20 protein-coding genes and 1 pseudogene are annotated in these 24388 nt (G+C 71.8%); 9 read left to right on the top strand and 12 right to left on the bottom strand.

Going from position 1 to position 24388, the window contains the following annotated elements:
* The first annotated feature begins 278 nt into the window (after window positions 1-278).
* Window positions 279-1688, top strand: a complete 1410-nt coding sequence (locus ACZ63F_RS20995; RefSeq protein WP_469712826.1) for an RICIN domain-containing protein — start codon at window positions 279-281, stop codon at window positions 1686-1688.
* A 12-nt stretch (window positions 1689-1700) separates the two neighbouring features.
* On the opposite strand, the gene ACZ63F_RS20990 is transcribed toward ACZ63F_RS20995, so the two are convergent.
* Entirely contained in the window at window positions 1701-3380 is a 1680-nt protein-coding gene (locus ACZ63F_RS20990) for a rhamnogalacturonan lyase B N-terminal domain-containing protein (RefSeq protein WP_469712825.1), read from the bottom strand.
* A gap of 189 nt (window positions 3381-3569) precedes the next feature.
* Here ACZ63F_RS20990 and ACZ63F_RS20985 point away from each other — a divergent pair, with 189 nt between their 5' ends.
* Window positions 3570-4628: a rhamnogalacturonan acetylesterase gene (locus ACZ63F_RS20985; RefSeq protein WP_469712823.1), complete on the top strand. Its 1059-nt coding sequence runs from the start codon at window positions 3570-3572 to the stop codon at window positions 4626-4628.
* Window positions 4629-4724: 96 nt separating this feature from the next.
* On the top strand, window positions 4725-6422 hold the full coding sequence (locus tag ACZ63F_RS20980) for a DUF2264 domain-containing protein (RefSeq protein ID WP_469712821.1): 1698 nt from the start codon (window positions 4725-4727) through the stop codon (window positions 6420-6422).
* Window positions 6423-6572: 150 nt separating this feature from the next.
* Here ACZ63F_RS20980 and ACZ63F_RS20975 read toward each other — a convergent pair.
* From ACZ63F_RS20975 to ACZ63F_RS20965, 3 genes and pseudogenes are all read right to left on the bottom strand, one after another.
* Window positions 6573-6851: pseudogene (locus ACZ63F_RS20975) on the bottom strand (alpha/beta hydrolase fold domain-containing protein); the annotation flags it as partial.
* 65 nt (window positions 6852-6916) lie between these two features.
* Window positions 6917-7597: an alpha/beta fold hydrolase gene (locus ACZ63F_RS20970; protein ID WP_469712820.1), complete on the bottom strand. Its 681-nt coding sequence runs from the start codon at window positions 7595-7597 to the stop codon at window positions 6917-6919.
* Window positions 7590-8180 carry a TetR/AcrR family transcriptional regulator gene (locus ACZ63F_RS20965; RefSeq protein ID WP_352366215.1) on the bottom strand — a complete coding sequence of 197 codons (591 nt, stop codon included), beginning with the start codon at window positions 8178-8180 and terminating at the stop codon, window positions 7590-7592. Before ACZ63F_RS20965 ends, ACZ63F_RS20970 begins: the two co-directional genes overlap by 8 nt.
* A 118-nt stretch (window positions 8181-8298) precedes the next feature.
* On the opposite strand from ACZ63F_RS20965, the gene ACZ63F_RS20960 reads away from it, so the two are divergent.
* Complete coding sequence (locus ACZ63F_RS20960; RefSeq protein WP_469712818.1) at window positions 8299-9561, top strand: MFS transporter; 1263 nt, start codon at window positions 8299-8301, stop codon at window positions 9559-9561.
* Window positions 9562-9575: 14 nt separating this feature from the next.
* On the opposite strand, the gene ACZ63F_RS20955 is transcribed toward ACZ63F_RS20960, so the two are convergent.
* The 5 genes from ACZ63F_RS20955 to ACZ63F_RS20935 form a co-directional block, all read right to left on the bottom strand.
* Window positions 9576-10376 carry an ABC transporter permease gene (locus ACZ63F_RS20955; RefSeq protein ID WP_469712817.1) on the bottom strand — a complete coding sequence of 267 codons (801 nt, stop codon included), beginning with the start codon at window positions 10374-10376 and terminating at the stop codon, window positions 9576-9578.
* A gap of 5 nt (window positions 10377-10381) precedes the next feature.
* On the bottom strand, window positions 10382-11185 hold the full coding sequence (locus ACZ63F_RS20950; RefSeq protein WP_469712815.1) for an ABC transporter permease: 804 nt from the start codon (window positions 11183-11185) through the stop codon (window positions 10382-10384).
* Between the two features lies 1 nt (window position 11186).
* Entirely contained in the window at window positions 11187-12188 is a 1002-nt protein-coding gene (locus ACZ63F_RS20945) for an ABC transporter ATP-binding protein (RefSeq protein WP_469712813.1), read from the bottom strand.
* 183 nt (window positions 12189-12371) lie between these two features.
* Window positions 12372-13607: an ROK family transcriptional regulator gene (locus ACZ63F_RS20940; RefSeq protein ID WP_469712811.1), complete on the bottom strand. Its 1236-nt coding sequence runs from the start codon at window positions 13605-13607 to the stop codon at window positions 12372-12374.
* A 130-nt stretch (window positions 13608-13737) separates the two neighbouring features.
* Window positions 13738-14991: an FAD-binding protein gene (locus tag ACZ63F_RS20935; RefSeq protein ID WP_469712810.1), complete on the bottom strand. Its 1254-nt coding sequence runs from the start codon at window positions 14989-14991 to the stop codon at window positions 13738-13740.
* A gap of 163 nt (window positions 14992-15154) precedes the next feature.
* On the opposite strand from ACZ63F_RS20935, the gene ACZ63F_RS20930 reads away from it, so the two are divergent.
* From ACZ63F_RS20930 to ACZ63F_RS20910, 5 genes are all read left to right on the top strand, one after another.
* Entirely contained in the window at window positions 15155-16162 is a 1008-nt protein-coding gene (locus tag ACZ63F_RS20930) for a hydroxyacid dehydrogenase (RefSeq protein WP_469712809.1), read from the top strand.
* A gap of 50 nt (window positions 16163-16212) precedes the next feature.
* Window positions 16213-17301, top strand: a complete 1089-nt coding sequence (locus ACZ63F_RS20925) for a LacI family DNA-binding transcriptional regulator (protein WP_469712808.1) — start codon at window positions 16213-16215, stop codon at window positions 17299-17301.
* A gap of 101 nt (window positions 17302-17402) precedes the next feature.
* A complete protein-coding gene (locus ACZ63F_RS20920; protein WP_469712806.1) occupies window positions 17403-18077 on the top strand; it encodes a pyridoxamine 5'-phosphate oxidase family protein in 675 nt (224 codons plus the stop codon).
* A gap of 58 nt (window positions 18078-18135) precedes the next feature.
* Entirely contained in the window at window positions 18136-19464 is a 1329-nt protein-coding gene (locus tag ACZ63F_RS20915) for a radical SAM protein (protein WP_469712805.1), read from the top strand.
* 314 nt (window positions 19465-19778) lie between these two features.
* Window positions 19779-21287 (top strand): cellulose binding domain-containing protein, encoded by a 1509-nt coding sequence (locus ACZ63F_RS20910; protein ID WP_469712803.1) that lies wholly within the window; start codon window positions 19779-19781, stop codon window positions 21285-21287.
* Window positions 21288-21384: 97 nt separating this feature from the next.
* On the opposite strand, the gene ACZ63F_RS20905 is transcribed toward ACZ63F_RS20910, so the two are convergent.
* The 3 genes from ACZ63F_RS20905 to ACZ63F_RS20895 are packed head-to-tail and all read right to left on the bottom strand — an operon-like array spanning window position 21385 to window position 24262.
* Window positions 21385-22425, bottom strand: a complete 1041-nt coding sequence (locus tag ACZ63F_RS20905) for an ABC transporter substrate-binding protein (protein WP_469712801.1) — start codon at window positions 22423-22425, stop codon at window positions 21385-21387.
* Entirely contained in the window at window positions 22422-23456 is a 1035-nt protein-coding gene (locus ACZ63F_RS20900) for an ABC transporter permease (RefSeq protein WP_469712800.1), read from the bottom strand. Before ACZ63F_RS20900 ends, ACZ63F_RS20905 begins: the two co-directional genes overlap by 4 nt.
* Window positions 23453-24262, bottom strand: a complete 810-nt coding sequence (locus tag ACZ63F_RS20895; RefSeq protein ID WP_469712799.1) for an ATP-binding cassette domain-containing protein — start codon at window positions 24260-24262, stop codon at window positions 23453-23455. Before ACZ63F_RS20895 ends, ACZ63F_RS20900 begins: the two co-directional genes overlap by 4 nt.
* Window positions 24263-24388 lie beyond the last annotated feature (126 nt).

Here is a 24388-nt window from a genome sequence, read left to right as displayed (position 1 = left end):
TGCCGCCTGCCCCTGCGGCGGCTCCCGCACCGGGTGCGCCGGGTCGCCGGGACCATCAGACCGCCGAGGAGGCCGGGGGAGCGGAGGCCGGCAGGGCGGCGAGGGCGCCGACGGCCGCCGCGGATAACAGAAAATCAACCCGGCGGCCCGATCGCGCAGAAATCGCTTTCCCCCGTGTCTTGTCAGATCCGTTGACCTTCTCGTGACGCACCCTTACCTTTTCGCCGATCTCAGAATCCCCCAGAACCCACCAGGAACAATCAAGGAGCGTGTGTGAGATGAGACGTGCGTACGCGATCCTGCTGTCCCTCTGTCTGGCGGTGATCGGCGCCCTGGCCGCCGCGGGGCCGGCCGCGGCCACCGCCCAGACCGTCACCAACGGCACGCAGTTCACCGACACCTCGGGGAACGCCGTCCACGCCCACGGCGGTGGGGTCCTCAAGGTCGGCAGTTACTACTACTGGTTCGGCGAGGACCGCAACTCCGACAACACGTTCAAGTCCGTGGACGCCTACCGCTCCACCGACCTGACGACCTGGGAGTTCCGGGGCCACGTCCTCACCCAGTCCTCCGCCGCCGAGCTCGGCACCGCCTACATCGAGCGCCCGAAGGTCATCTACAACGCGTCCACCGGCAGGTTCGTGATGTGGATGCACAAGGAGAACGGCGTCGACTACAGCCAGGCCCGCGCCGCCGTCGCCGTCTCCGGCACCGTCGACGGCACCTACAGCTACCAGGGCAGCTTCCAGCCGCTCGGCCAGTACATGTCCCGCGACCTCACCACCTTCGTCGACACCGACGGCACCGCCTACATGGTCTCGGCGTCCAACGAGAACGCCGACCTGCACATCTACAAGCTCACCGCCGACTACACCGGCATCGACAGCCTGGTCGCCAACCCCTGGGCCGGCGCCGGCCGCGAGGCCCCGGCCCTCTTCAAGCGGGGCGGCGTCTACTTCATGCTGACCTCGGCCGCCACCGGCTGGAGCCCCAACCAGCAGAAGTACGCCACCGCCACCTCGCTCGCCGGACCCTGGACGTCCTGGACCAACGTCGGCGACTCCACGGCGTACGGCTCCCAGACCGCGTACGTCCTGCCGGTCAGCGGCACTTCGGGCACCTCGTACCTCTACATGGGCGACCGCTGGGGCAACTCCTTCGGCGGCACGGTCAACGACTCCCGTTACGTCTGGCTGCCGTTGACCTTCCCGACCGGCACCTCGATGTCGATGTCCTGGTCCCCGGAGGTCTCCGTCGACACGGCCGCCGGCACGGTCACCGGCACCGGCGCCACCTACAACACGCTGATCGCCCGGCACAGCGGCAAGTGCGCCGACGTGCCGAACCAGTCCCTCTGGGAAGGCATCGCGATCAGCCAGTACACCTGCAACAGCGGTACGAACCAGAAGTGGTGGTTCAAGGACCTGGGCGCCGGCTACTACGAACTGATGGGCCGCGGCAGCTCGCTCTGCCTCCAGGAGAACGCGACCGACGTCACCCAGGAGGACTGCACCGGCGCCACCGCCCAGCAGTGGTCGGTCGTCACCTCCGGGTCGTACGTGAACATCAAGGCCCGTACGTCGGGTGAATGCCTGGACGTGAGCGGCGCGTCCACCGCCAACTCGGCCGCCGTCATCACGTACACGTGCAACGGCGGCACGAACCAGCAGTGGACGCGCGGAACATGACGGGCTCCCGGTTCAGGTCAGCAGGTCGATCGCGTCGATCGACGTGCCGGCGCTGAGGTAGGACGTGGTCCCCGAGCCGCTCGCCACGTAGATCTTCAGCGTGTTGTAGGCGCTGGTGTCCGTCAGCCAGGCGGACGCCGGCACGCTGTAGGTGAACGTGTGGTTGTTGCCCCGGTACGAGCCCACGGTCAGCGACCGGGTGCTCGGCTGGGTGGGCGGCGAGGGGACGGCAGAGGTCCAGGTGTCGTTGACGACGACCTGCGGCCGGCCGTTCGCGTAGGCCGTCGTCACGCCGATCCTGAGGGTGTGGGCGGCGGAGGCCTGGGCGGCCGTGAGCTTGAAGTAGACGATGATCCCGCTGTTGACGTCCTTCCACAGGTAGCAGGGGAAGGACGAGGTCTCGGTGCCGCTGCCGATGACCACGTTGCCGGTCCAGGAGGCCGCCCGCACGTCCGACGGGTGCGCGTACGTCATCAGGTCGGCGTTCTTGAACCCGCCCGGGGTGCCGTCCCAGTTGTTGATACGCCAGATCGCGGAGGCGTTGCTCGGGTCGTTGGAGGATGGGATCGCGATGGTGTTCAGGGTGGTGGTCGAACCCGCCGAGACGTTCACCGAACCGGTGTAGACGGCCAGTTCACCCTTGAAGACGGTGAGGGTGTACGTCCCCGGCAGCACCCCCGCGATCGAGAACCAGCCGTCCGACGAGCGCGCCGAACCCCAGTACTGCGCTGCCGGGTTGGCGAGACCCACGGTGTACGGGTACGCCGTGTCCCGTCCCGTGATGCCGACGCCCGCGACCCGGCCGCGGCCGGCCGCCGCCACGTACCCGGAGATGCCGAGCGAGTCCGCCCACGAGGTGGTCAGGGTGCCCGGGTAGAGCGACGAGGAGGGTGCGCCGCCGTCCGTGAGGGCGATGACGTACGGGCCCTGGAGGCCGTAGCGCTCCGGCTCGGTCTGGTTCTCGCCGTAGTACAGGATCTCGTACAGCCCGCCGCCGTCGGCGCTCTGGTGGCGCAGCAGCGAGCGGTAGAACGGGCCGCCGGAGGCCTTCTCGTGGTTGCTGCGCACGATCCACAGGCCGACGCCGCCGGTCGTCCAGCCGATGCAGTCGTAGTCCGTCACCCGCAGTTTCGAGTAGTGCTTGGCGCGGGTCTGGCCGTCGGACTTCGCGAAGACGTCCGCGGACTCGATGACCGTGGGCGCGTAGGTGTAGGAGTCCGGCTCGTCGTTGAGGAACAGGCCGGCCTTCACGCGCACGATGTACCGGGTGGCCGTGACGGACGAGTCGGCCTTGTTGGTCCAGAGGTAGACGTTGTTCTCGCCGCTGCGGGCGGCGTAGTAGTGCCTGAGCGTGCCGTACGTGACGGAGACGAGGATCGTCGAACCGGACTGGGCGATGGTCACCGTGGACGTACCGAGGCCCGACTCGACGTGCGAGTTCTTGCCGCCGTAGCCCTGGTACTCGGTGCCTTTGTAGACCAGCGAGGTCAGGTCGCCGTTGGTCTTGCTGACCTTGAAGACCAGGCTCGCGCCGGTGTCCACGACGTAGTGGGAGCCGTCGTCCGACCAGCCGAAGCCCGCCGCCGCGGCGGAGCCGGCGAGGGGCCCGGTGAGGGCGGCGGCGCCGGCGGCGGCCGCGCTGCCGACGACGAAGGTGCGGCGTCCGAGCGGTCTCCCGGTGGATCCGGACATGGGGGTGCCTCCTTCGGTGGGGCGGGGGTGCGGGTGAGTGTGAGAGTGACAGTTGAATCGATTTCGCGAAAGGGCTTTCACTGTTATGGAGTTGGCAGTCTGCGGAAATCGGTCCAAGGTCTGGAAAGCGCTTGCCAGCCTGGGGTACGGTCCGCGCCAGGTCATGTCGCCACGACGGAGGAGTTACGGGTGAGACGTTTCAACGGAGTCCGTGCCACCGCGCTCGCCGCGGCCGTCCTCGCCGCCTGCCTGACGGCCGCTCCCGCCGCCCGGGCCCACGACCGGCAGCCGCCCCCCGGCATCGGGAACTGCACCGCGACCGCCTGCCATTTCGACGTCCCGCCGGGCGACTACGACGTGACGGTCCGGCTCGGTGGCGCGGCCGCGTCCGCCACGAGCATCGGCGGCGAGACCCGCCGCTCGCTCCTTCCCGAGACGTCCGTGGCCGCCGGGCGGCAGGTGACCCGCGGCTTCACCGTCAATGTCCGCACCCCCGAAGGCGAGCCGACGGGCCCGGACGGAACGCCCGGACTGGACCTCACCATCGGCGGCCCGGCCCCCGCACTCGTCGGCATCAGCGTCACCCCTTCTTCCCGGCACACCCGGCAGCTCTTCCTCGTCGGCGACTCCACCGTCTGCGACCAGCCCGCCGACCCCTACTCCGGCTGGGGCCAGCAGCTCCCGCAGTACCTGCGCAGGGGCGTCGCCGTCGCCAACTACGCGGACTCCGGCGAAAGTACGGTGACCTACCTCCAGAATCCGCAACTCTGGGGTACCGTCCAGCCGTTGATCCGTCCGGGTGACCTGGTCCTCATCCAGCTGGCGCACAACGACAAGACGACGGACGAGGCGACCTACCGGGCGAATCTGGAGACACTGGTGGCGGGCGTACGGGAGCAGGGCGGGCGGCCGGTGCTGGTCACACCCGTCGTGCGCCGCTGGTTCAATGCCGACGGCACGCTGGACAACGACATCGCGCTTCTGGTCAACGGGCTCGGCGTCAATCATCCTGAGGTGATCCGCTCGGTCGCCGCCGCCGAGGACGTTCCGCTGATCGACCTCACGGCGAGGACCAAGGCGCTGGTGGAGTCCCTCGGCGTGGAGGGCTCCAAGGCGCTGTACCTGTACGACCAGAAGAAGGACAACACGCACACCTCCGCGTACGGAGCCACCGTCTACGCGGGTCTGGTGTGCGACGGACTGCTCGCCCAGCACCTGGTGCCCCGGGGCACCGTGCGGGCGGGATGAGCGCCTGGGGCGTCCCGACCGGAACCGGGGCGCCCCAGGTCTGCACGACGTAGGTCCGGTAGGAACGAGAGCCGGTTCGAACGAGAGAGAGCCCCGATGAAGCTGCCTCCCGAGGACCACGGCCCGAGCCCGCGCACCGGCTTCACCCGCGCCCACTGGGAGGCCGCGGCCGACGCACTGCTCGCCGCCGTCGAGCCGTACGCCACTGCGGACCGTGCCCTCTACCACCTCCCCGGCGACCACCAGAGCTGGTCGGGCCGACTCTCCGACGGCCTGGAGGGCTACGCCCGCACCCTGCTGCTCGCCGCCTTCCGCCGCGACGAGACCGTGCTCCAGCGGTACGCCGACGGCCTCGCGGCCGGCGTGTCGGGCGCCTGGCCGCGCATCGAGGACCGCAGCCAGCCGCTGGTCGAGGCCGCCTCGATCGCCCTCGCCCTGCGCCTGACCCGCCCCCTGCTCTGGGACCGGCTCGACGACGCCGTGCGACAGCGCGCCGCGGCCTGGCTCTCCGACGCGCTGACCGCCGAACCCTGGCCCTGCAACTGGGAGTTGTTCCCGGTGACCGTCGGCGGCTTCCTGGCCGAGGTCGGCCACGGGCCGGAGGCCGCGCACCGGGCGGTCGACCGCGGCCTGGCCCGCATCGAGGACTGGTACGTAGGCGACGGCTGGTACACCGACGGCGACGGCCGCAAGTACGACTACTACAACGGCTGGGCGATGCACCTCTACCCGGTGCTGCACGCCTGGCTCGCCGACGACGAGAAGCTGCTCGACCTGTACGGCGGTCGCCTGGAACGCCATCTCGCCGACTACGCCCGCCTGTTCGGCGGCGACGGCGCCCCCCTGCACCAGGGCCGCTCACTGACGTACCGCTTCGCCACCACCGCCCCGCTGTGGCTGGGCGCGCTCACCGGCCGCACGCCCCTGTCCCCCGGGGAGACCCGGCGGCTGGCCTCCGGAGCGCTGAAGTACTTCCTGGACCGGGGCGCGGTGGACGCCCACGGGCTGCTGACCCTCGGCTGGCACGGCCCCGACACCGCCGTCCTGCAAGGCTATTCGGGCCCGGCCTCCCCGTACTGGGCGAGCAAGGGCTTCCTCGGCCTGCTGCTCCCGCCGGAGCACGAGGTGTGGACGGCGACGGAGGAACCCGGCCCGGCGGAACGCGCCGACGCGGTCACCCCGATCACGCCCGCCAACTGGCTGCTCCAGTCCACGCGTGCGGACGGCGTGGTCCGCCTCCACAACCACGGCAGCGAGGACGTCCGCTACGACCCGTACTACACACGGCTCGGCTACTCGACCGTGACCACGCCCTCGGCGTCGTACGACAACAGCGTGCTCGTCGGCGGCGACCCGAGCCGCACGCGGATCGAGCCGCTGGGCGTGGGGGAGGGCTGGGCGGCCTCCCGGCATGCGGCCGGTGCGGGCGCCCGGGTGACCGCGGTCGTCCTCGTGCGCGGGGCCGTGGAGGTGCGGGCCTTCCTGGTGTCGGGAGCGGAACCCGGGACGTCCGTGCGGGCGACCGGGTGGGCGGCCCCCGAGGGGTTCCGGGCCGAACTGCTGCCGGCCGTGGGCCTCGACGACGCGCTGACCGGGGTCACGGGGGAGGGTCCGGCCCTGTTCGTCGCGCTGAGCCGGCTCACCGGGGCGGTGGACGCCGAGCCGCTGGGAGAGGCGGTGACCGTCCGTGCCGGAGGGGAGCGGGAGCTGACGGTGCGGTGGCGCGGGGGCCCTGCCCTCCGGGTCCGGTGGCACGACTCCGGCGTGGACGTGGAGCACACCGCGCAGGACTGAGCCGCGACGGCCACGACCCCGGTCCGCGGGCGGCGGACGTCTTTGGTCCCGGTCGGTGCCCAGAGCTTTGCGCAGGAACGTGGTGGCCCGGTCGATGGCACCGCGGGCGGCCTCGGACTCGCTGAGCGAGTTGAGCATCATGAAGTCGTGGACCGTGCCGTCGTAGCGCACCGTGGTCACCGGCACGTCGGCCGCCCGGAGCTCGGCGGCGTACGCCTCGCCCTCGTCGCGCAGCACGTCGGCCTCGTCGACGATCAGCAGGGCCGACGGCAGGTCAATCCGAGAACGGCATGGTCGGGAAGTCCGGAAGGGCGTGGCGCCGAGCGCGGAAGGCTGACGAGCATCGCGACCCCCCCCGGGCGCCGGGTGCGGTGGCCGGCGGAGCCGGCGCCCGGGGCAGCCCCTCGGTGAAGGCCTACCGTCCACCATGATCACGGCTGCTCCGCCGCTGCATTCCAGGTGTGCGGCCGGTTGCTCAGCGCGTCCCTGCTGCCTCACCCGCTCTTGAGCAGTGTCTGTGCGATCCGGTCGGCGAACCCGGCCGGGTCTTCCAGGGCGCCGAGGTGGCCGCCGGGGAACTCCGTGAAGGCCGCGCCGGTGTGCGCGGCGACGAACTGTGCCGTGCGGTGCAGGAGTTGGCCCGTCGAGTCGCTTCCGGCCGCGATCGTGAGGCGGGGCAGGACGGCCGGGGGGCGGTAGGCGGTGAAGGGGCGCAGGACGTGGGCGAGGAAGACGGCCATCGGGGTCCCGGGAGCCGGGCGGGAGCCGTCGAGCTCCTCGATGAGCCCGGTGCGCAGCCGCTCGCCGTCCGGCAGCAGGGTGACGCACGGCGGCTCGTGCGCGACGACGTGCCGGAGCCGGTCCGGGTGGCGGGCCAGCAGGTCGAGGGCGGCGATTCCGCCGGCACTGGTGCCGAAGACGTACGCCGGCTCGCCGTCCGCCAGTACCTCGGCCAGCACCCGGTGCGCGCCTTCGCTCCAGTCCCCTACGGTCTGGTCGGCGACCGGGTCCCCGAGGTGGCCGTGGGCGAGGCCCAGCGGGTCGTACGTCGCGACGGTGAAGTGCGGGGCGAGTCGCTCCGTGAGCGGACCCAGGCCCATGGGGTGCCCGGCTCCGCCGGGGAGCACGAGCAGCACGGGGCCGCTGCCGGTGACGTCGTAGTGCAGGTCAGACATGGTGGTCGGGCTCCTCGCGAGGCCAGTTCTCCAGGGCGATGTGCAGGGCGTCGACGGCCCGGTCCCAGGATGCGCGCACGTCGCGCGGCGCGTTGAAGCCGCCCGAGGCCTCCAGGGCGCAGTAGCCGTGGAAGGTGGCGCGCAACAGGCGTACGGCGTCGGTGAGATCGGGCTCGGCCAGGCCGTAGCCGCGCAGCATGCCGTAGGTGATCTCCACGGTGCGGCGCATGGCGGGGTTACCGGGGTCGACGAGCGTGGGGTCGATACGGATCTGGGTCGCCGCGTAGCGCCCGGGGTGGGCGAGCGCGTACGCGCGGTACGCGTCGGCGTAGGCGGCCAGCGCGTCCCGCCCGGACCGGCCGGCCACGGCGACGGCGATCCCGTCGATCATCTCGCCGCCCGCGCGGAGGGCGAGCCGGTGGCGCAGGTCCTGGAGGTTGCGGACGTGCGAGTAGAGGCTCGCGTCCCGTACGCCGAAGCGGCGGGCCAGCGCCGACAGCGAGACCTGCTCGAAGCCGCACTCGTCGGCCAGCTCGGCCGCCGCCGCGACCAGCCGGTCGGCGGTGATCCCGGCACGTGCCATGTGACGCCCTCCGTCCAGGTGAACCAGGCACGAGCCTAGAGGCCCTAGGTTTTGGGGAGCAAGCGATTATGGCGCCTGGCCGGCGGCATAAGGTGGTGCGCGGGCGGAAGGGGGATCCGTGACATACGGTGCGCGGCGGGCGGCGCGGTCGGCGGCGCGGAGGGGTGCGGCGGACGGCCGCCCCCTGTGGAGACAGCGGGACTTCGGGTTCTTCTGGCTCGCCCAGACCCTCTCCGTGCTCGGGGACTCGTTCAGTCTGATCGCACTGCCCCTGCTGGTGCTCCAGGCGACCGGCTCGGTGGCCCGGATGGGTCTGCTCACCGGTGTCGGCGGTGCGGCGATGGTGCTGGCGGCCGTCTTCGCCGGGGTGGTCGTGGACCGGGTCGACCGGCGCAGGCTCCTCATCGCCTGCGACCTGGTCCGGATGGTCCTCTACGGCCTGGTCCCGCTCGTCTGGCTCACCGGGCCGCGGCTGTGGCTCCTGTACGTGGTCCTGCCCCTGTGCGAGGCCGTCGGAATGCTCTTCGCCGTCGGGTACGTCACCGTCGTCCGCGGGCTGGTCGGCACCGGACTGCTCACCGAGGCCAACGGGCGGTTGAACGCCACGGCGGCCGCGGCCGGTGTGCTGGGCCCGCTGGGCGCCGGCCTGGTCGCCGCCTGGACGGGACCGGCCGATGCGGTGGCCGTGGACGCGGCCAGCTACGCGGTGTCGGCGGGCTGCCTGTTCTTCGTACGGCTGCGGGAGCGCGCCGGAGACGACCGCGTGCCCAAGGACACGAGCGTGGGGCGCGACCTGCGCACCGGCGTCGCGTACCTCGTCCGCCATCCCGTGCTGCGCTCGCTCACCGGCCTCCTCTGCCTCTTCAGCTTCCTCACCCTCGGCATCAACGACCTGATGATCTACCACCTGAAGCACGACCTCGGCCACGACGACGGGACGGTCGGCACCGTGCTCGCGGTCGGTGCGGTCGGCACGATCACCGGGGCCCTGCTGGTCGCCCGGCTCCGCCGGCGGCTCGGCTTCGGGCCGACCTGGATCGGCACGACCGCGCTGTGTGGACTGGCCTTCGCCTGCCTCGGCCGACTGCACGCGGTGCCCGCCGTGGCCGTCGTGACCGCGGTCTACCTGGCCTGTGTCGGCATGGCGGGCACCTGCTCCATGTCCCTGCGCCAGGAGATCACCCCTGAACCTCTCCTCGGCCGCGTCACCTCCGCGCACTGGACGCTCCAGTTCTCGACGGCCCCGGTCGGCGCGGCCGTCCTCACCTGGGCCGCCGAGCGCTACGGCACCGCCCCCGTGGCCGCCGTGGCCGGAGTGGGCTGCACCCTGATCGCCCTCGCGGGCCTGGGCACCCCAATCCGTGGCGCGGGCCGCACCTGACACACGCGGGCAGGTCAGCCGTTGACCCCCGTGTAGTGCCCCAGCGACCACCGCCACAGCAACCGGGCGGCCAGGTAGGCGAGCACACCCAGGAGAGGGGAGGCGGCCGCCAGCCAGTAGGGGGCGCCGGTGGAGTGGCCGTGGCCGGTGAGCACGGCCGCCGGGAAGTAGGCGACGAAGGCGAGCGGAAGGCCGTAGGTGAGCAGCCCGCCGACCGCCCGGGGCAGCACGTTCAGCGGGTAGCTGCCGAAGGTGCCGAGGAGTTCCTCCAGCCAGCGGCTCCAGTAGTCGGCGGCCGGGTAGCGCAGGGAGGCGCAGGCGACCACCGTGAACAGGGCCGCCTCCAGCAGCATCCCGCCCAGGACCGCCGCGACCAGGTACGAGACCCGGCCCGCCGTCCAGTCGAGGTGGCTGCGGCCGAGCGCACCCGCCATCAGACCCGCGGCCACGGTCAGATCACCGAGGGCGTTGGTGGGGAAGTACTCCAGCTGCACCTGCCGGTACACGGGCATCGGGCGCAGCAGATAGGCGTCGATCCTGCCTTCCTGGATGTACCGGCCCACCCCGTGCACCCGGCCCAGGACCAGGACGAACAGACCGTGCGCCAGCATCCGTGTCGCCGGGATGAGCAGGACGTCCGAGCTGTCCCAGCCGCCCATCCCGGAGAACCGGGTGAGCAGCACGGTCGCGAACACGATCACCGACACCTGCCAGACGGCGCCGATCGCGATCATCATCAGGAACTCGGTGCGGTACTCCAGCTGCGCACGGAAGTTGAGGCGCGTGATGCGCCAGGCGATCCGGACGGCGTTCAACGGCCTCAGCCTCCCTGGGAGATGACTCGGCGGGCGGCGCGCCGCCACACGAAACGGGTGAAGAGGTACAGCGCCACGGCCCAGCCGGCCTGGACCCCGAGCTGCCGGCCGGCGTCCGACAGCGGGATCCGGCCCACGTACAGCGACAGCGGCACACTCAGCGTCGCCTGGAAGGGCAGGAAGGAGCTGAGCGTGACGAACCAGTGCGGGAAGAACCAGAGCGGCGCGTACACCCCGGACAGCAGGTTCTGCGCGAAGACCAGGATCAGCATCGCCGCGCTGTTGCGCAGCGTCCAGAAGCAGAACTGGTCGATGAGGAGCATGACGTAGTAGAGGACCAGCTGGCCGAGCAGCAGGCTGAGCGCGAACACCGCCGCCGCCGCGGCCGACCGCGGCGGATCCACCACCCCGGCCGCCAGACAGACCGCGTATCCCGCCAACACCCAGGTCAGCCCGTACAGTTGCTCGCCGACCGCGCGCAGCGCGTGATAGCGCTGGGGCGGCAGCGGGCGCAGGTACCAGTAGACGATGGTGCCGAAGTGCATGTGCTGCATCACGGAGTCCCGGCCCGCGTACTGGTCCAGCTCCCGCAGCCGGGAGGCGAGCACGGCCAGCACCGCGTAGGTGACGGCCTGGCCGCGGTCCAGACCCGCGGTCGTACCCGACTGGGCGTACAGGCCCCGCCACAGCGAGGCGACCAGCACCACCTGCACGGTCAGCCGCAGCAGGACCCCGGTCATCCGGGGCGGGGTGTACAGCTCGCCGAGCGGGGTGACCCGGGCGGCGCGCCAGGCGTACAGGAGGGCCATGTCAGACCGCCTCGGCCTTCGCCTGCGCGTAGGCCGCCCGCATCACGTCCTCCAGGTCCGCCTCGTCCACCGCCACACCGGTCACCTCGTGCCGCTCGATGACCAGCTTCAGCGCCTCGTGGACCGTGGGCGCGGCCGGACCGTCCGGGCCGAACACCACCTGCGGGCCCTCCCGGCGCACCAGGGTGATGCCGGGCAGCGGGACGACCGGCGTGTGCGCGTCGGCGAGCGTGGCCCGCACCTGCCAGGTCGAGCCGAACCGGCGCCGCATCTCGTCCAGCGAGCCGTCGAGCACCAGCCGCCCGTGGTTGACCAGCACCACCCGCTCGGCGAGCCGCTCGACCTCGGTCATGTCGTGCGTGGTCAGCAGCACCGTACGGCCGCGCTCGGCCACCTGGTACCGCAGGAACTCGCGGACCTGCTCCTTCACCACCACGTCCATGCCGATGGTCGGCTCGTCCAGGAAGACGACCGGGGGGTCGTGCAGCAGGGCGGCGGCCAGGTCGCAGCGCACCCGCTGGCCGAGCGAGAGGTGCCTGACCCGGGTGTCCCAGAAGGCGGAGAGTTCCAGCAGGTCGTCGAACTCCGCGAGGCGCGCGGCGTGTTCGGCCTTCGGCACCTCGTAGATGTCGCGCAGGATAGCGAACGACTCCCGCACCGGCAGGTCCCACCACAGCTGGGTCCGCTGCCCGAACACCGCGCCGATGTTGCGGGCGTTGCGCTCCCGTTCCCGGTACGGCACCACGCCCGCGACCCGGGCCTCGCCGGCGGTCGGGGTGAGGATCCCGGTGAGCATCTTGATGGTGGTCGACTTGCCCGCGCCGTTCGGGCCGAGCAGGGCGAGGAGTTCGCCCGGGGCGACGTCGAAGGTGATGTCGGAGACCGCCTGCTTCTCCACGCGTTCGGGGTTGACCAGGGATCGCAGGGCGCCCGCGAACCCCGGGCGCCGGACGGTGGTGTGGAAGGTGCGGGACAGACCGCGGACCTCGATGGTTCCGGCCACGCTGGGTACTCCCTCGTTCCGTGCACGACGTACGGCCGGTCGGCTGGGAAGGCCGACCGGCCGCGGATACGCCACGACGGTCGCAGAGCGCCGAGGGGCCCGGCAATGGACTAATCGTGCCGCGATTTGGACTGTTCGATCACGGGCGGGACGGCGGTCCCACGGCCGGGACGTCCGCGTCGGTCAGCGGGAGGCCGGCACGGTGCGGCCCGGCCGTCCCCCGTTGCGCAGGCCCACCGACCGCAGCGCGCCCTCCAGGGCGAACGTGGCCGCGCCCAGGCAGACCGGGTCGGTGGGGATGGGGGACAGGACGATCTCGGTGGCGGTGAACGGCCGCCCGAGCGCGTGCCGCCGGACCGCCTCGCGCACCTCCGCCAGCAGCGGCTCGCCGAGCTTGCGGGCCACCCAGCTGCTGAGCACGACCAGTTCGGGGTTGAGCAGGTTCACCAGGTTGGCGATGCCGGCGCCAATGTAACGGGCCGTGTCCCGTACGACCGCGACCGCCACCGGGTCGCCGTCCGCCAGGCCCCGGGCCAGCGCGCCCACGGTGGCCGTCTGGTCCTCCGGGTGCAGCAGCGGGCTCTGCGGGCTCAGCTCCCGCAGGTTCAGCATGATCCCGGGGGCGCCCACGTACGTCTCGACGCAGCCGCGGTTGCCGCAGTGGCACGGCCGCCCGTCCAGGACGAGCGTCGTGTGGCCCCACTCGCCGGCGCTGTTGCTGACCCCCCGGTGCAGCCCGCCGCCGAGCGCGAGCCCGGCGCCGACCCCGGTCCCGAGGTTCACCACCACGGTGTCCCCGCGGCCCCGCGCCGCCCCGAACCACTGCTCGGCCACCGCACACGCCCGCAGCGGGTTGTCCAGGTGGAGCGGATAGGCGATGTGCTCGGCGAGCAGGCCGAGCAACGGCACGTCGTGCCAGTCCCAGTTGGGCGCGTACTCGGCGATGCCGGTGGCCCGGTCCACCTGCCCCGGCACGCTCACCCCGACGCCCAGCACCCGCGCGCCCTCGATGCCGGCCTGCGCCACCACCGCTCCGACCGCCGCGGCCACCTGACCCACCACCTGCTCCGGCCGGTTCTCACCGGGGCGCATGTCCTCCTCGGCGCGGGCCAGCACGTTCAGGGCGAGGTCGAACAGCTCGACGTGGACGTACGTCTCGGCTATGTCGACGCCGATCAGCGCACCCCCCGAGGCGTTGACGGCGACGAGTCCCCGGGGGCGGCCGCCCGCCGAGTCCTCGAAGCCGACCTCCGTGATCATCCGCAGCTCCAGCAGCTCCCCGACGAGGGTGGCGACCGTGGCCAGGCTGAGCCCGGTGACGGCCGCCAGCTCCTGCCGGGAGGTGGGAGACTCGGCGATGATGTGCCGCAGTACCTCGTAGCGGTTCGCGGTGCGGATGTCACGTGATGTGTGCTTCACGCGGCGCAACGCTATGGCCTGGGAAGCGCTTTCGACAAGGCATTACGCTAAGGGTTTGATTAAGTCTGACCTGCCGTCCTGCCGGGTCCTGCCGGGTCCTGCCGGGTCCTGCCGGGTCCTGTCCGGTCCGTCAGCCGTCCAGGAGATCCGCCACGAAGGGGTTCGTGAACTTCCCGTCGGGGTCCAGCTCCCGGGCCAGCGCGCGGAACTCGCCGAGGCGCGGATACCGTTCGCGCACGTCCGCGGCCGGCACGGCGAAGACCTTGCCCCAGTGCGGCCGCGGACCGAAGGGCTCCAGCGCCTCCTCCAGCCGCCGCACCACGGGCAGTACGGCCGCCAGGTCGTCCACCCACGTGAAGTGCAGGGCGACCGAGTCACGGCCGTGGGCGGGGCTGAGCCACTGCGGATCGGCGGCGATCGTCCGCACCTCGCAGGTCTGCAGGACCGGGGAGACCGTCTGCCGGACGGCGTCCACGGCGTGCAGTGCGTCGAGGGCCGTCGTCCTCGGCAGCAGGTACTCGGACTGGAGCTCGTCCCCGCTGCTCGGCGTGAACTCCGCCCGGAAGTGCGGCAGCCGCTCGTGCCAGGGTCCCGGCACCCCGAACTGCTGGGTGCAGTTGCCGGCCGGCATGCCCGGCACCGGGTGCATCGCCTCGGTCGCGGGCGCGGCCCACTCGAACTCCGTGGCGGGCTGGTCGGTGCGCCGCTTCACCCACACCTGCCGGAAGCCCGGCTCCCGCCAGTCGGTGAACAGGCTGACGCTGTAGCCGGCGCCGGAGACGGCCGGGAAGTCCAGGCCGGCCAGGGGGAGTTCGGTGTATACAGTCTGCGCCATGTCATATGCCGCCTCCAGGTCCAGGGTGAGCGCGGTGACGGCCCCCAGCGCCCCCAGCGAGGTCACCGCCCCCTCGAACCCCGCCTCGCCGCGCGCGATCCTCGCCGTCGAGCCGTCGGCGAGGACCAGCTCCACCTCCCGCACCGGCGCCGCGAGCGACCCGTTGGCCACCCCCGAGCCGTGGGTGCCGGTGGCGACCGAGCCGGCCACCGAGATGTGCGGCAGCGAGGCCATGTTCGGCAGCGCGAGGCCGTGCGCATGGACCGCGCGGGCCAGCTCGGCGTACCGCACCCCGCCCGCGACCCGGACCGTGCGGGCCGCCGTGTCCACCTCGGTCACCGGCGGCAGCCCGGCGAGCGAGACCAGGACGCCCTCCGGGCCCGGGTCGGCGATGCGGTTGAAGGAGTGCCCGCTGCCCAGCACCCGTACCCGCGCACTGCCCGCCACCAGCGACCGCAGCGCGTCGAGCGAGTGCGGGCGGTGGAACTCCTTCGCGGTGTACGTGACGTTGCGCGCCCAGTTGGTGACCGTCTGCGCCGGATCTGTCATCTCTGCCGTCCCATCCCTGTCGTTCGCCGGAGAGTGCCGGCCGTTCCTGTGAGCAGTGTCCGTCCCCGCCGGGCGGTGCCTGTCCATTGACCCTCTCATTCGCCGAGACCTACCGTAGAGACCGGTTGCTACCCGTGCGTCACCGAGCCGGAAGGTCACTTCCTTGCCCGAGCGTCCCCAGGCATTGTTCGCCATGACAGCCCAGAACGTGCCGCACGTCTTCCCGCCGGAGGTGCTCGCGCGCCTGCGCGAGTACGTAGAAATCGATACCACTCTGGTGGCGCACGACTTCACCGACCCCCGGGTACGGGAGACGCTCGCCCGCACCGAGGTCCTGGTCACCGGCTGGGGCTGCCCGGTCCTGGACGCGACCGCCCTGGACGCGGCGCCGAGACTGCGTGCGGTGCTGCACGCGGCCGGGTCCGTCAAGGGCTTCACCACGCCCGAGGTGTGGCGGCGCGGCATCGTCGTCTCCTCGGCCGCCGCCGCCAACGCGCTGCCGGTCGCCGAGTACACCCTGGCGATGATCCTGCTCGCCGGGAAGAACGTCTTCGCCTTCCGTGACCTGCTGCGCACCCGCCGAGCCTTCCCCTACGGCGGCATCGTCCCCGGCATCGGCAACTTCCGCCGCCGGGTCGGCATCGTCGGCGCCTCCCGCATCGGCCGCCGCCTCATCGAACTCCTGCGCCCCCACGACCTGTCGGCCGCCCTCGCCGACCCCTATGTGGACGAGGCGGAGGCCGCCCGGCTCGGCGTTCCCCTGCTGCCCCTCGACGACCTGCTGCGCACCTCGGACGTCGTCACCGTGCACGCCCCCCAGACCCCGGAGACCCGGCATCTCCTCGGCGCCCGCGAACTCGCCCTGATGCCGGCCGGATCGGTCCTGATCAACACCGCGCGCGGCTCCCTCGTCGACCACGACGCCCTGGTCGAGGAGCTGCGCACCGGCCGCCTCACCGCGATCCTCGACGTGACCGACCCCGAGCCGCTGCCCGCCGACTCCCCCCTGTTCGACCTCCCGGGCGCCTTCCTCACCCCGCACCTGGCCGGCTCGCAGGGCAACGAGGTGGCACGGCTCGGCCTCACCGTCGTCGAGGAGGCCGGCCGGCTGCTCGCCGGCGCCGGTCTCCTGCACGCCGTCGACCACTCGGCCCTGGACCGGGCCGCGTGACGGGCCGTCCGCCGGGCGTCCCGGGCCGTCTCGTAGGGTGACCCGAACACATGACGAAGGGGAGCCGAGCGGTGGCGGAGCGGACACAGCCGGCGCCGAACGGCGACGCCTCGACGGTACGGGACGTGGCCGCGCGGGCCGGGGTCTCCGCGTCGACCGTCTCCCGGGTCCTCGGCGGCACCTACCCGGTGGCCGCGGCCACCCGCGACCGGGTCCTGAAGGCCATGCGCGAGCTGGACTACGTGGTCAACGCGCACGCCCGCGCCCTCGGCGGCGCCACCAACAACACGGTCGCGTTCGTCGTCGACGACGTCACCGGCCCCTTCTACGCGCACATCGCCCGCGGGGTCGAGGAGCAGGCCTCGGCCGAGGGCCGGCTGTGCATGCTGTGCACCACGCACGGCGACCCGCGCCGCATCCTCGCCGTCGTGGAGACCATGCGGGAACAGCGCGCCGACGCGGTGATCGTGGTGGGCGGCGCCCTTCAGGACAAGGCCTACCACGACCGGATGACCCATTTCGCGCACGCCCTTGACCGGTCCGGCTCCCGGCTGGTGCTCGTCGGCCGCCCGCCGCTCGGCCCCGGCGTCCCGGCCACGGTCGTCGACTACGACAACGAGGGCGGCGCCTTCGCCCTCACCGGCCACCTGCTCTCCGGCGGCCACCGGCGCATCGCCTACCTCGGCCGGGTCCCCGGCCTGTCCACCAGCGCCCAGCGCATCGCCGGCTTCACCCGAGCCCACGAACTCCTCGGCCTCGCCCCGGACCCCGGCCTCGTCCTCGACGGCGTCTTCTCCCGCGCCTACGGCTACCAGGCGACCCGTGAACTCCTCTCCGCCAGGCGAGACTTCACCGCGATCTTCGCGGCCACCGACATGATCGCCACCGGCGTGATCCAGGCGCTGCGGGAGTCCGGCCGCCGCATCCCCGACGACATCGCCGTGGCCGGCTACGACGACATCCCGGTCGCCCGCGACGTCTACCCGACGCTCACCACGGTCCACGTACCCCAGGAGGAACTCGGCCGCGCCGCCGTCCGCCTCGCCCTGCACCGCGACGAGCTGCCGGACGGACAGCACCTGGTGCTGGGGACACATGTGGTGCTGCGGGAGTCGACGCGGCGGGCTGCCGGTAGCTGACACCTGGCGTACTGACTGCGGATTTCGTTGCGATGCGCACTGTCGTTGTCGTAATCGTCGATTGTGTGGCTATCGGTCTGCGATATCGGTAGCGTGCGAGCATGACGTCCGACCCGCTGCCCCCGCGCCTTCCGGTCACCGACCTCACCCGCCATCGCCGGCTGCGCGAGCAGGGCAGCCTCGACAGGGCCGAGCTGGAGGCGATCCTCGACGCCGGCTTCGTCTGCCATCTGGGGGTGGTGGTCGAGGGGCGGCCGCTGGTCGTGCCCACGGTGTACGGGCGGGACGAGCGGCAGCTGTACCTGCACGGCTCGGTGGCGAGCCGCAGCCTCGAGGGCGGGACCCCGGTGTGCGTCACCGTGACCCATGTCGACGGCCTTGTGCTGGCGCGGTCCGTCTTCGAGCACGGCGTCAACTACCGCAGCGCGGTGATCCACGGCACGGCCCGCGAGGTGACCGACCCGGAGGAGAAGCTGGCGGGGCTGCGCCTGCTCACCGAGCACACGGCCCCGGGCCAGTGGTCGTACGCCCGGCTGCCGAACCGCAGGGAACTCGCCGCCACCACACTCCTCGCCCTCTCCCTGCAGGAGGCCTCCGTCAAGATCCGTACCGGTGCGCCGGAGGACGGCGAAGGACCGGACGCGGAACTGGGGCTGTGGGCCGGCGTCCTGCCGCTGGCCTCGGTCTGGGGTGCGCCCGTGACGGACCCCGCACTCCCCCCGAACAGCCCCGTACCGGGACACATCGCACGCCGAGAGGGGACCCGGCACGGCTGACGGCTGGGCGGGGGCATACCGTGAGGAGCCGAACGCCTGAGCCGGGAGGAGACACGGGATGGGCAGCCGTACCGCACTGGTCGAGGATCTGATGGAGAGGTTCCCGCACGTACCACGGGAAGCCGTCTTCAAGGAGGACCTGCTCCGGGGCGGTGTGGCCTTCGACCCGTCCGCGCTGAGCGACAACGAGAGCGGCGAGGTCAAGCCGAAGTCGTACTTCATCTTCTCCTTCGACCACGGCACCCTGCCCGAACTGGGCGAGGCCGCGCTGCGCCGGCCCCCGGAGGAGATCATCCTCACCGGCGGCCCGTACGACCTGCGGCGGACCGTGGTGTCGGTCCGGGTGAACCCGACCTCGCCGTACCGGGTGGCCGCGGACGAGGAGGGCATGCTCGGGCTCTACCTCGACGGGAAGCGGATCGCCGACGTCGGTGTGCCGCCCATGCCGGAGTACTACCGGCACAAGCTCTCCAACGGGAAGTCCGTGATGGAGGTCGCCCCGACCATCCAGTGGGGCTACCTGATCTACCTCACCGTCTTCCGGGTCTGCCAGTACTTCGGCGCCAAGGAGGAGTGCCAGTACTGCGACATCAACCACAACTGGCGCCAGCACAAGGCGGCCGGGCGGCCGTACACGGGCGTGAAGGACGTCGAGGAGGTCCTCGAGGCCCTGGAGATCATCGACCGGTACGACACCGCCAAGGCGTCCACCGCCTACACGCTGACCGGCGGCGCGATCACCAAGACCGTCTCCGGGCGCGACGAGGCCGACTTCTACGGCCACTACGCCAAGGCCATCGAGGAGCGGTTCCCGGGCCGGTGGATCGGCAAGGTGGTCGCGCAGGCGCTGCCGCGCGACGACGTGCAGCGGTTCAAGGACTACGGCGTGCAGATCTACCACCCCAACTACGAGGTGTGGGACGAGTACCTGTTCAAGATGTACTGCCCGGGCAAGGAGCGGTACGTCGGCCGGGACGAGTGGCACAAGCGGATCCTGGACTCCGCCGAGATCTTCGGCGCGCGGAACGTGATCCCCAACTTCGTGGCCGGCGTGGAGATGGCCGAGCCGTTCGGGTTCAAGACCGTCGACGAGGCGATCGCGTCGACCACCGAGGGGCTCCGCTTCTTCATGTCCCACGGCATCACGCCCCGCTTCACCACCTGGTGCCCGGAGCCGACCACCCCGCTCGGCAAGGCCAACCCGCAGGGCGCCCCGCTGGAGTACCACATCCGGCTGCTGCAGGCCTACCGCCAGACGATGGAGGACTTCGGGCTCTCCTCCCCGCCCGGCTACGGCCCGCCCGGCCCCGGCCGCGCCGTCTTCTCCGTCAGCTCCTTCATGGACAGCCTGCCGGCCAGGGAGACCACGGAGGCCACGGAGGTGTGACATCCGTCGGGCGCAGGCGACTTTCGGGAACGGTGAGTCGAAACGCGGTCGCTGTCCGTACTAGGGGCCGGAGTGGTGGGCCTCGGCGGGCACGAACGCGCTTTCCGGGAGGCCGGCACGGCGGTTGACGTGACACCGGGGACCGGTGGTACGGGTGACGGGCAGAATCCGTGGCACGACCATCGGTAACCGGTTTCTCATATGCTGCTTGTCAGTTGTGCAGGAGACGTGAAAAGCTCTGGCCCTGCCGTGAGGTTCCCCCCAACTCCGTTGCCGATACGGTGAGTTGACCTCGCTTTGGATGCAGGAGACCCATGCCCGACCTGCCGACCCCTCAGGACGCCGCCGAGGCAGCACTGTTCTCGGAATGCTGGGACGCGGTGCTCTCCTATGCCGACCTGTGCACCTCCGGCTCCCTGGCGGCCAATCAGCTGGCCACCGAGGCCTTCACGCTCGGCATGCGCGAGGCCCGGGAATCGGACCTCGCGCCGGTCCGCAGCTCCGGACGGCGCGCCGCCCGGCTCCCGATGATCCCGCTGCTGCTCACCGCCGTGCGCAACACGGCCGCCGGCTGGGAGTCCGGCGGGCTCGGGCACAAGCTCGACCCGGACCTCAGGCTGTGGCTCAACTCCGAGAAGGCCGAACGCTACACGGGTCCGCCGCTGCAGCGGCCCGTCGCGCTGCGCGGCCTGCGCGACATGCAGGAGGCCGACGCCTCGCTGCTGTGGCTGGCCGAGGTGGAAGCGCTGCCGCTGCCCTCCGTGGCGCGCCGGCTCGGCCTCGACCAGACCGCCGTCACCCAGGAGCTGGAGCAGGTGCGCGGGCTCTTCCGTGACCGCTGCCACCGCGCCCATCTCGACACGCCGATGGCCGCCGAGTGCCGCAGCTATGCCCGGCTCCTCGACGCGGTCACCCGGTCCTCGGCCGCCGACACGCCCGAGGACCTCTCCCGGCACCTGGCCACCTGTGTGCAGTGCGCCGAGGCCGCCGCCTGTCTGCGGCTGCACGGCGGCGGACTGCCCGCGGCACTCGCCGGCGGGGTCATCGGCTGGGGCGGCCTCGCCTACCTGGAGCGCCGCCGGCGCGCCGCCGAGGTACGGCTCGGCGCGGGCCGTCCGGCCACCGCCGACAACGACGGCGGCGACCCCAAGGAGAGCGGCGGCCGGGGCAAGGTGCTGCGGCACGGTCTGCTCGGCGCGGCGGTGCTGATCTCGCTGGTGGCGCTCGGCGTGTCGATGATGCCGATGGGCGGCTCCGGTGACGACACGGCCACCGCCTCCCACGACGACCGCCAGCCGGTCGCCGACCCCACCGCCGACGTCCCCTCGGCCGACCCGACCGCCACCCACACCGCGTCCGCCTCGGCGGCCCCCTCCGCCTCGGCCACCACCGGGAAACCGGGCCACAAGAACCCGGACCCGGAGCCCCAGGGCACCGCCTCGGCCACGGCGAGCACCGGCCACCACGGCACCGCCTCCGCCTCCGCCCGCCCCACCACCCCCGCGGCGGCCACCTGCAGGGTCTCCTACGACCTGGTCAACCAGTGGACCGACGGCTTCCAGTCCACCGTCACCGTCACCACCACCCGGGCCCTGACCGGCTGGCGGGTCCAGTGGTCCTTCCGGGACGGCCAGAAGGTCACCCAGATGTGGGACGCGACCGTCAGCCAGGACGGCGGCCGGGTCACCGCCGACGCCGCCGACTACAACCAGTCGGTCGCCGCGAACGGCACCCTGTCCTTCGGCTTCCTCGGCACCTGGAGCGGCAGCAACTCGGCGCCGTACGCCTTCACGCTGAACGGCGACACCTGCTCGGTGAACTGACCGGGGCCGCCCGCACGGCCGGCGGCCGGGCGGACCCGCCCTCCTGGTCCCGCCCGGCCGCCGGCCGTACGTCAGGCCGTTTTCCTCAACGCCGCGCTCAGCACTGCGACTTGTAGAAGTACTTGCTGACCGACGGCTCGTTCATGTTGTCCTTGGTGATCGCCACCATGTTCGTGCCGATCGACTTGCTGACCGACTTGCCCTCGAAGGCGCTGGCGAGCTGGTCCACCGCCTGCCGGCCGATCGCCGCCGGGTCCTGGGCGACCAGCACCTGGAGGGTGCCCGCCTTCAGGGAGGCTATCTCGTCCGGTTCGGCGTCGAACGCGGCCACCTTCACCGCGCCCTCCTTGCCGGCCTGCTTCAGACCGGTGGCGATGCCCTGACCGGTGTTGGTGTTGCCCGCGAACACCCCGCCGAGGTCCGGGTGGGCGGCGAGCGTCGACTGGATCTGGGAGGCCGCGGTGGCCGGCAGGTCGTTGTCGTACAGCGTGGGCAGCACCTTGATGTCCGGGTACTTGCCCATCTCCTCGGTGAAGCCCTTGATCCGCGCGTCGGTCGTCGACACGCCGGGCTTGACGCTGATGACGATGACCGAGCCCTTCTTGTTCATCAGCTTGGCCAGCGCGTCGGCGGCGACGCGGCCGCCCTTCTCGTTGTCCGACGAGATCCGGGTGATGCCGACCGACGTGTCGGTCACCGTGGTGTCCACCAGCGCCACCTTGGTGCCGGCCGACTGTATCTGCTTGAGCGACGGCGTCAGCGCGCTGGTGTCGACCGGCGAGATCAGCAGCCCGTCCGGCCGGGACGCGGCCGTCGAGTCGAGCAGCGGCCGCTGCACCGACACGTCCCACTGCGCGGAACCGTCGGCCGTGAAGTCCATCCCCTTGGCCTTCGCCTCCGCCTGCGCGGCACAGGTCATGGTGATGTAGAACGGGTCGCTCTTCACCCCGGTGATCAGCCGGACCTTCTTGCCCTTGGCGCTGCCCGAACCCCCCGAGCCGCCACCGTCGTTCGACGAACCGCACGCCGAGGCCCCCGCGCCGAGGGCCAGGACCGTGCCCACCGCGACCAGCAACCGACGCCTGCTGCGAATGCTCCCCATCACCGAGTCCTCCTTAGTCACGAGCGATTCCGTCATGCGCGTTCCCGGGTCTTCCTGCGCAGCTGGTCGACGTAGACCGCCACGACCAGCACCACACCCACCGCCACGTCCTGCCAGTACTGCTGGACGCCGATCACGATCAGCCCGGTGGTCAGCACCGCCGGGATGAACACACCGATCACCGTGCCCAGCACCGAACCCCGGCCGCCGAACAGGCTGGTGCCGCCGAGGACCACCGCGGTGATCACCTTGAGGTTGTCGGTGGAGTGCCCGGCGATCGACGTCGTGCCGTACGAGGCCAGCCACATCACCGCGCCGAGCCCGGCCAGCAGCCCCATCAGGCCGTACACCTTGACCAGTTGACGGCCCACCGGAATGCCCGCCCGCCGCACCGCGGTCGGGTTCGAGCCGATCGCGAGGGTGTGCTCGCCGAACCGGGTGCCGGCCAGCACCGCACCGAAGATCGCCGTCACCACGGCCGCCAGGACCACCATCCACGGGATGCCCAGCACCTTGCCGAAACCTAGGCTGTTCTGCAGGTGCGTGGAGGCCGCCCCGGCCGGGTCCTGGCCGCCGGTGGCCAGCTCCGCGATCCCCAGGGCCGCGCCGAGCCCGCCCAGCGTCACGATCAGCGGCGGCACCTTGCCGGTCGCCACCACCGCGCCCTGCAACGCCCCCCACGCCGTGCCCACGGCCAGCGCGATGACCACACAGAACGCGACCGTGCCCCAGCCCGACGTCGCGCCGCCGTGATGGATGTTGTACTCGCCCGCCGCCACCGCGGCCAGCACCAGCACCGAGCCGATCGACAGGTCGATGCCCGCCGTGATGATCACGAACGTCATGCCGACGCCGAGCACCAGGTAGATGGCCGCGTTCACGGCGATCTGGGTGATGTCGTACGTGGTGAAGAACTTGCCAGGCGCCGCGATCGTGAAGAACAGGACCAGCGCCACCAGGATGACGAAGGTCCACAGTTCGTTGAGGGTCGCCGCGCGGCGCACCCAGTCGGGCACCGCGGACCGGCCGCCCACGGCCGCCGGGGCCTTCTCGCTCTGCGCGGTCATCGTGCGCCCTCCGCTTTCCCGGTCCCGTTCTCCCGGGTCCCGTTCGCCCCGTCCAGCGAGCCGGTCATCGCTCCGACCAGCTCCTCGATCGTCGTGTCGGCGGCGGTGTACGACGCGACCCGCCGGCCCAGCCGCAGCACCTCCACCCGGTCCGCGACCGACAGCACCTCGGGCATGTTGTGACTGATCAGCACGACGCAGATGCCCCGGTCGGCGACCCTGCGGACGGTCTCCAGGACTCGGGCGCGCTGGACGACGCCCAGCGCGGCGGTCGGCTCGTCCATGAAGATGACCTTGTGGGCGAAGGCGACGGCACGGGCCACCGCGACGGACTGCCGCTGGCCGCCAGACAACGTTGTCACAGCGGCCGTCACGTCCTTCAGCTCCACACCGAGTTCGGCGAAGGCCTTGACCGCCTCCCGGCGCATCGCGGGCCGGTCGAGCACGCCGAGACGCCCGAGCAGCCCTCCGCGCACGATCTCCCGGCCGAGGTAGAGGTTGGCCGCCGCGTCCAGGTCGGGCGCGAGCGACAGGTCCTGGTAGACGGTCTCCACGCCCTGCCGCTGGGCGTCCATCGGACCGGAGAACCGCACCGGAACGCCGTCCAGGCGGACCTCGCCGGCATCGGGGGCGAGCACGCCCGACAGGACGTTCACCAAAGTGGACTTGCCGGCACCGTTGTCACCGATGAGGGCGACGACCTCGCCGGGGTATGCCGTGAAATCTGCGCCCGAGAGCGCCTGGACGTGGCCGAAACGCTTGACCACCCCATGTGCCGTGAGCAGTGGTTCCCTTGCAGAGGCCATGTTGTGCCTTCTGGTTGGTATCGTTAACAGCTTGGCTGATTCTTGGGGTGCCCACAGCGGGGTGTCAAGGGTGGTGCAGCCGGTTGCCGGTCGCACGGGTCGCGGCTCATCTCCCGCTGTTCGCAA

The organism is Streptomyces sp. NPDC104761, assembly GCF_055583445.1.
This window is presented reverse-complemented; position numbering and strand designations above follow the sequence as displayed.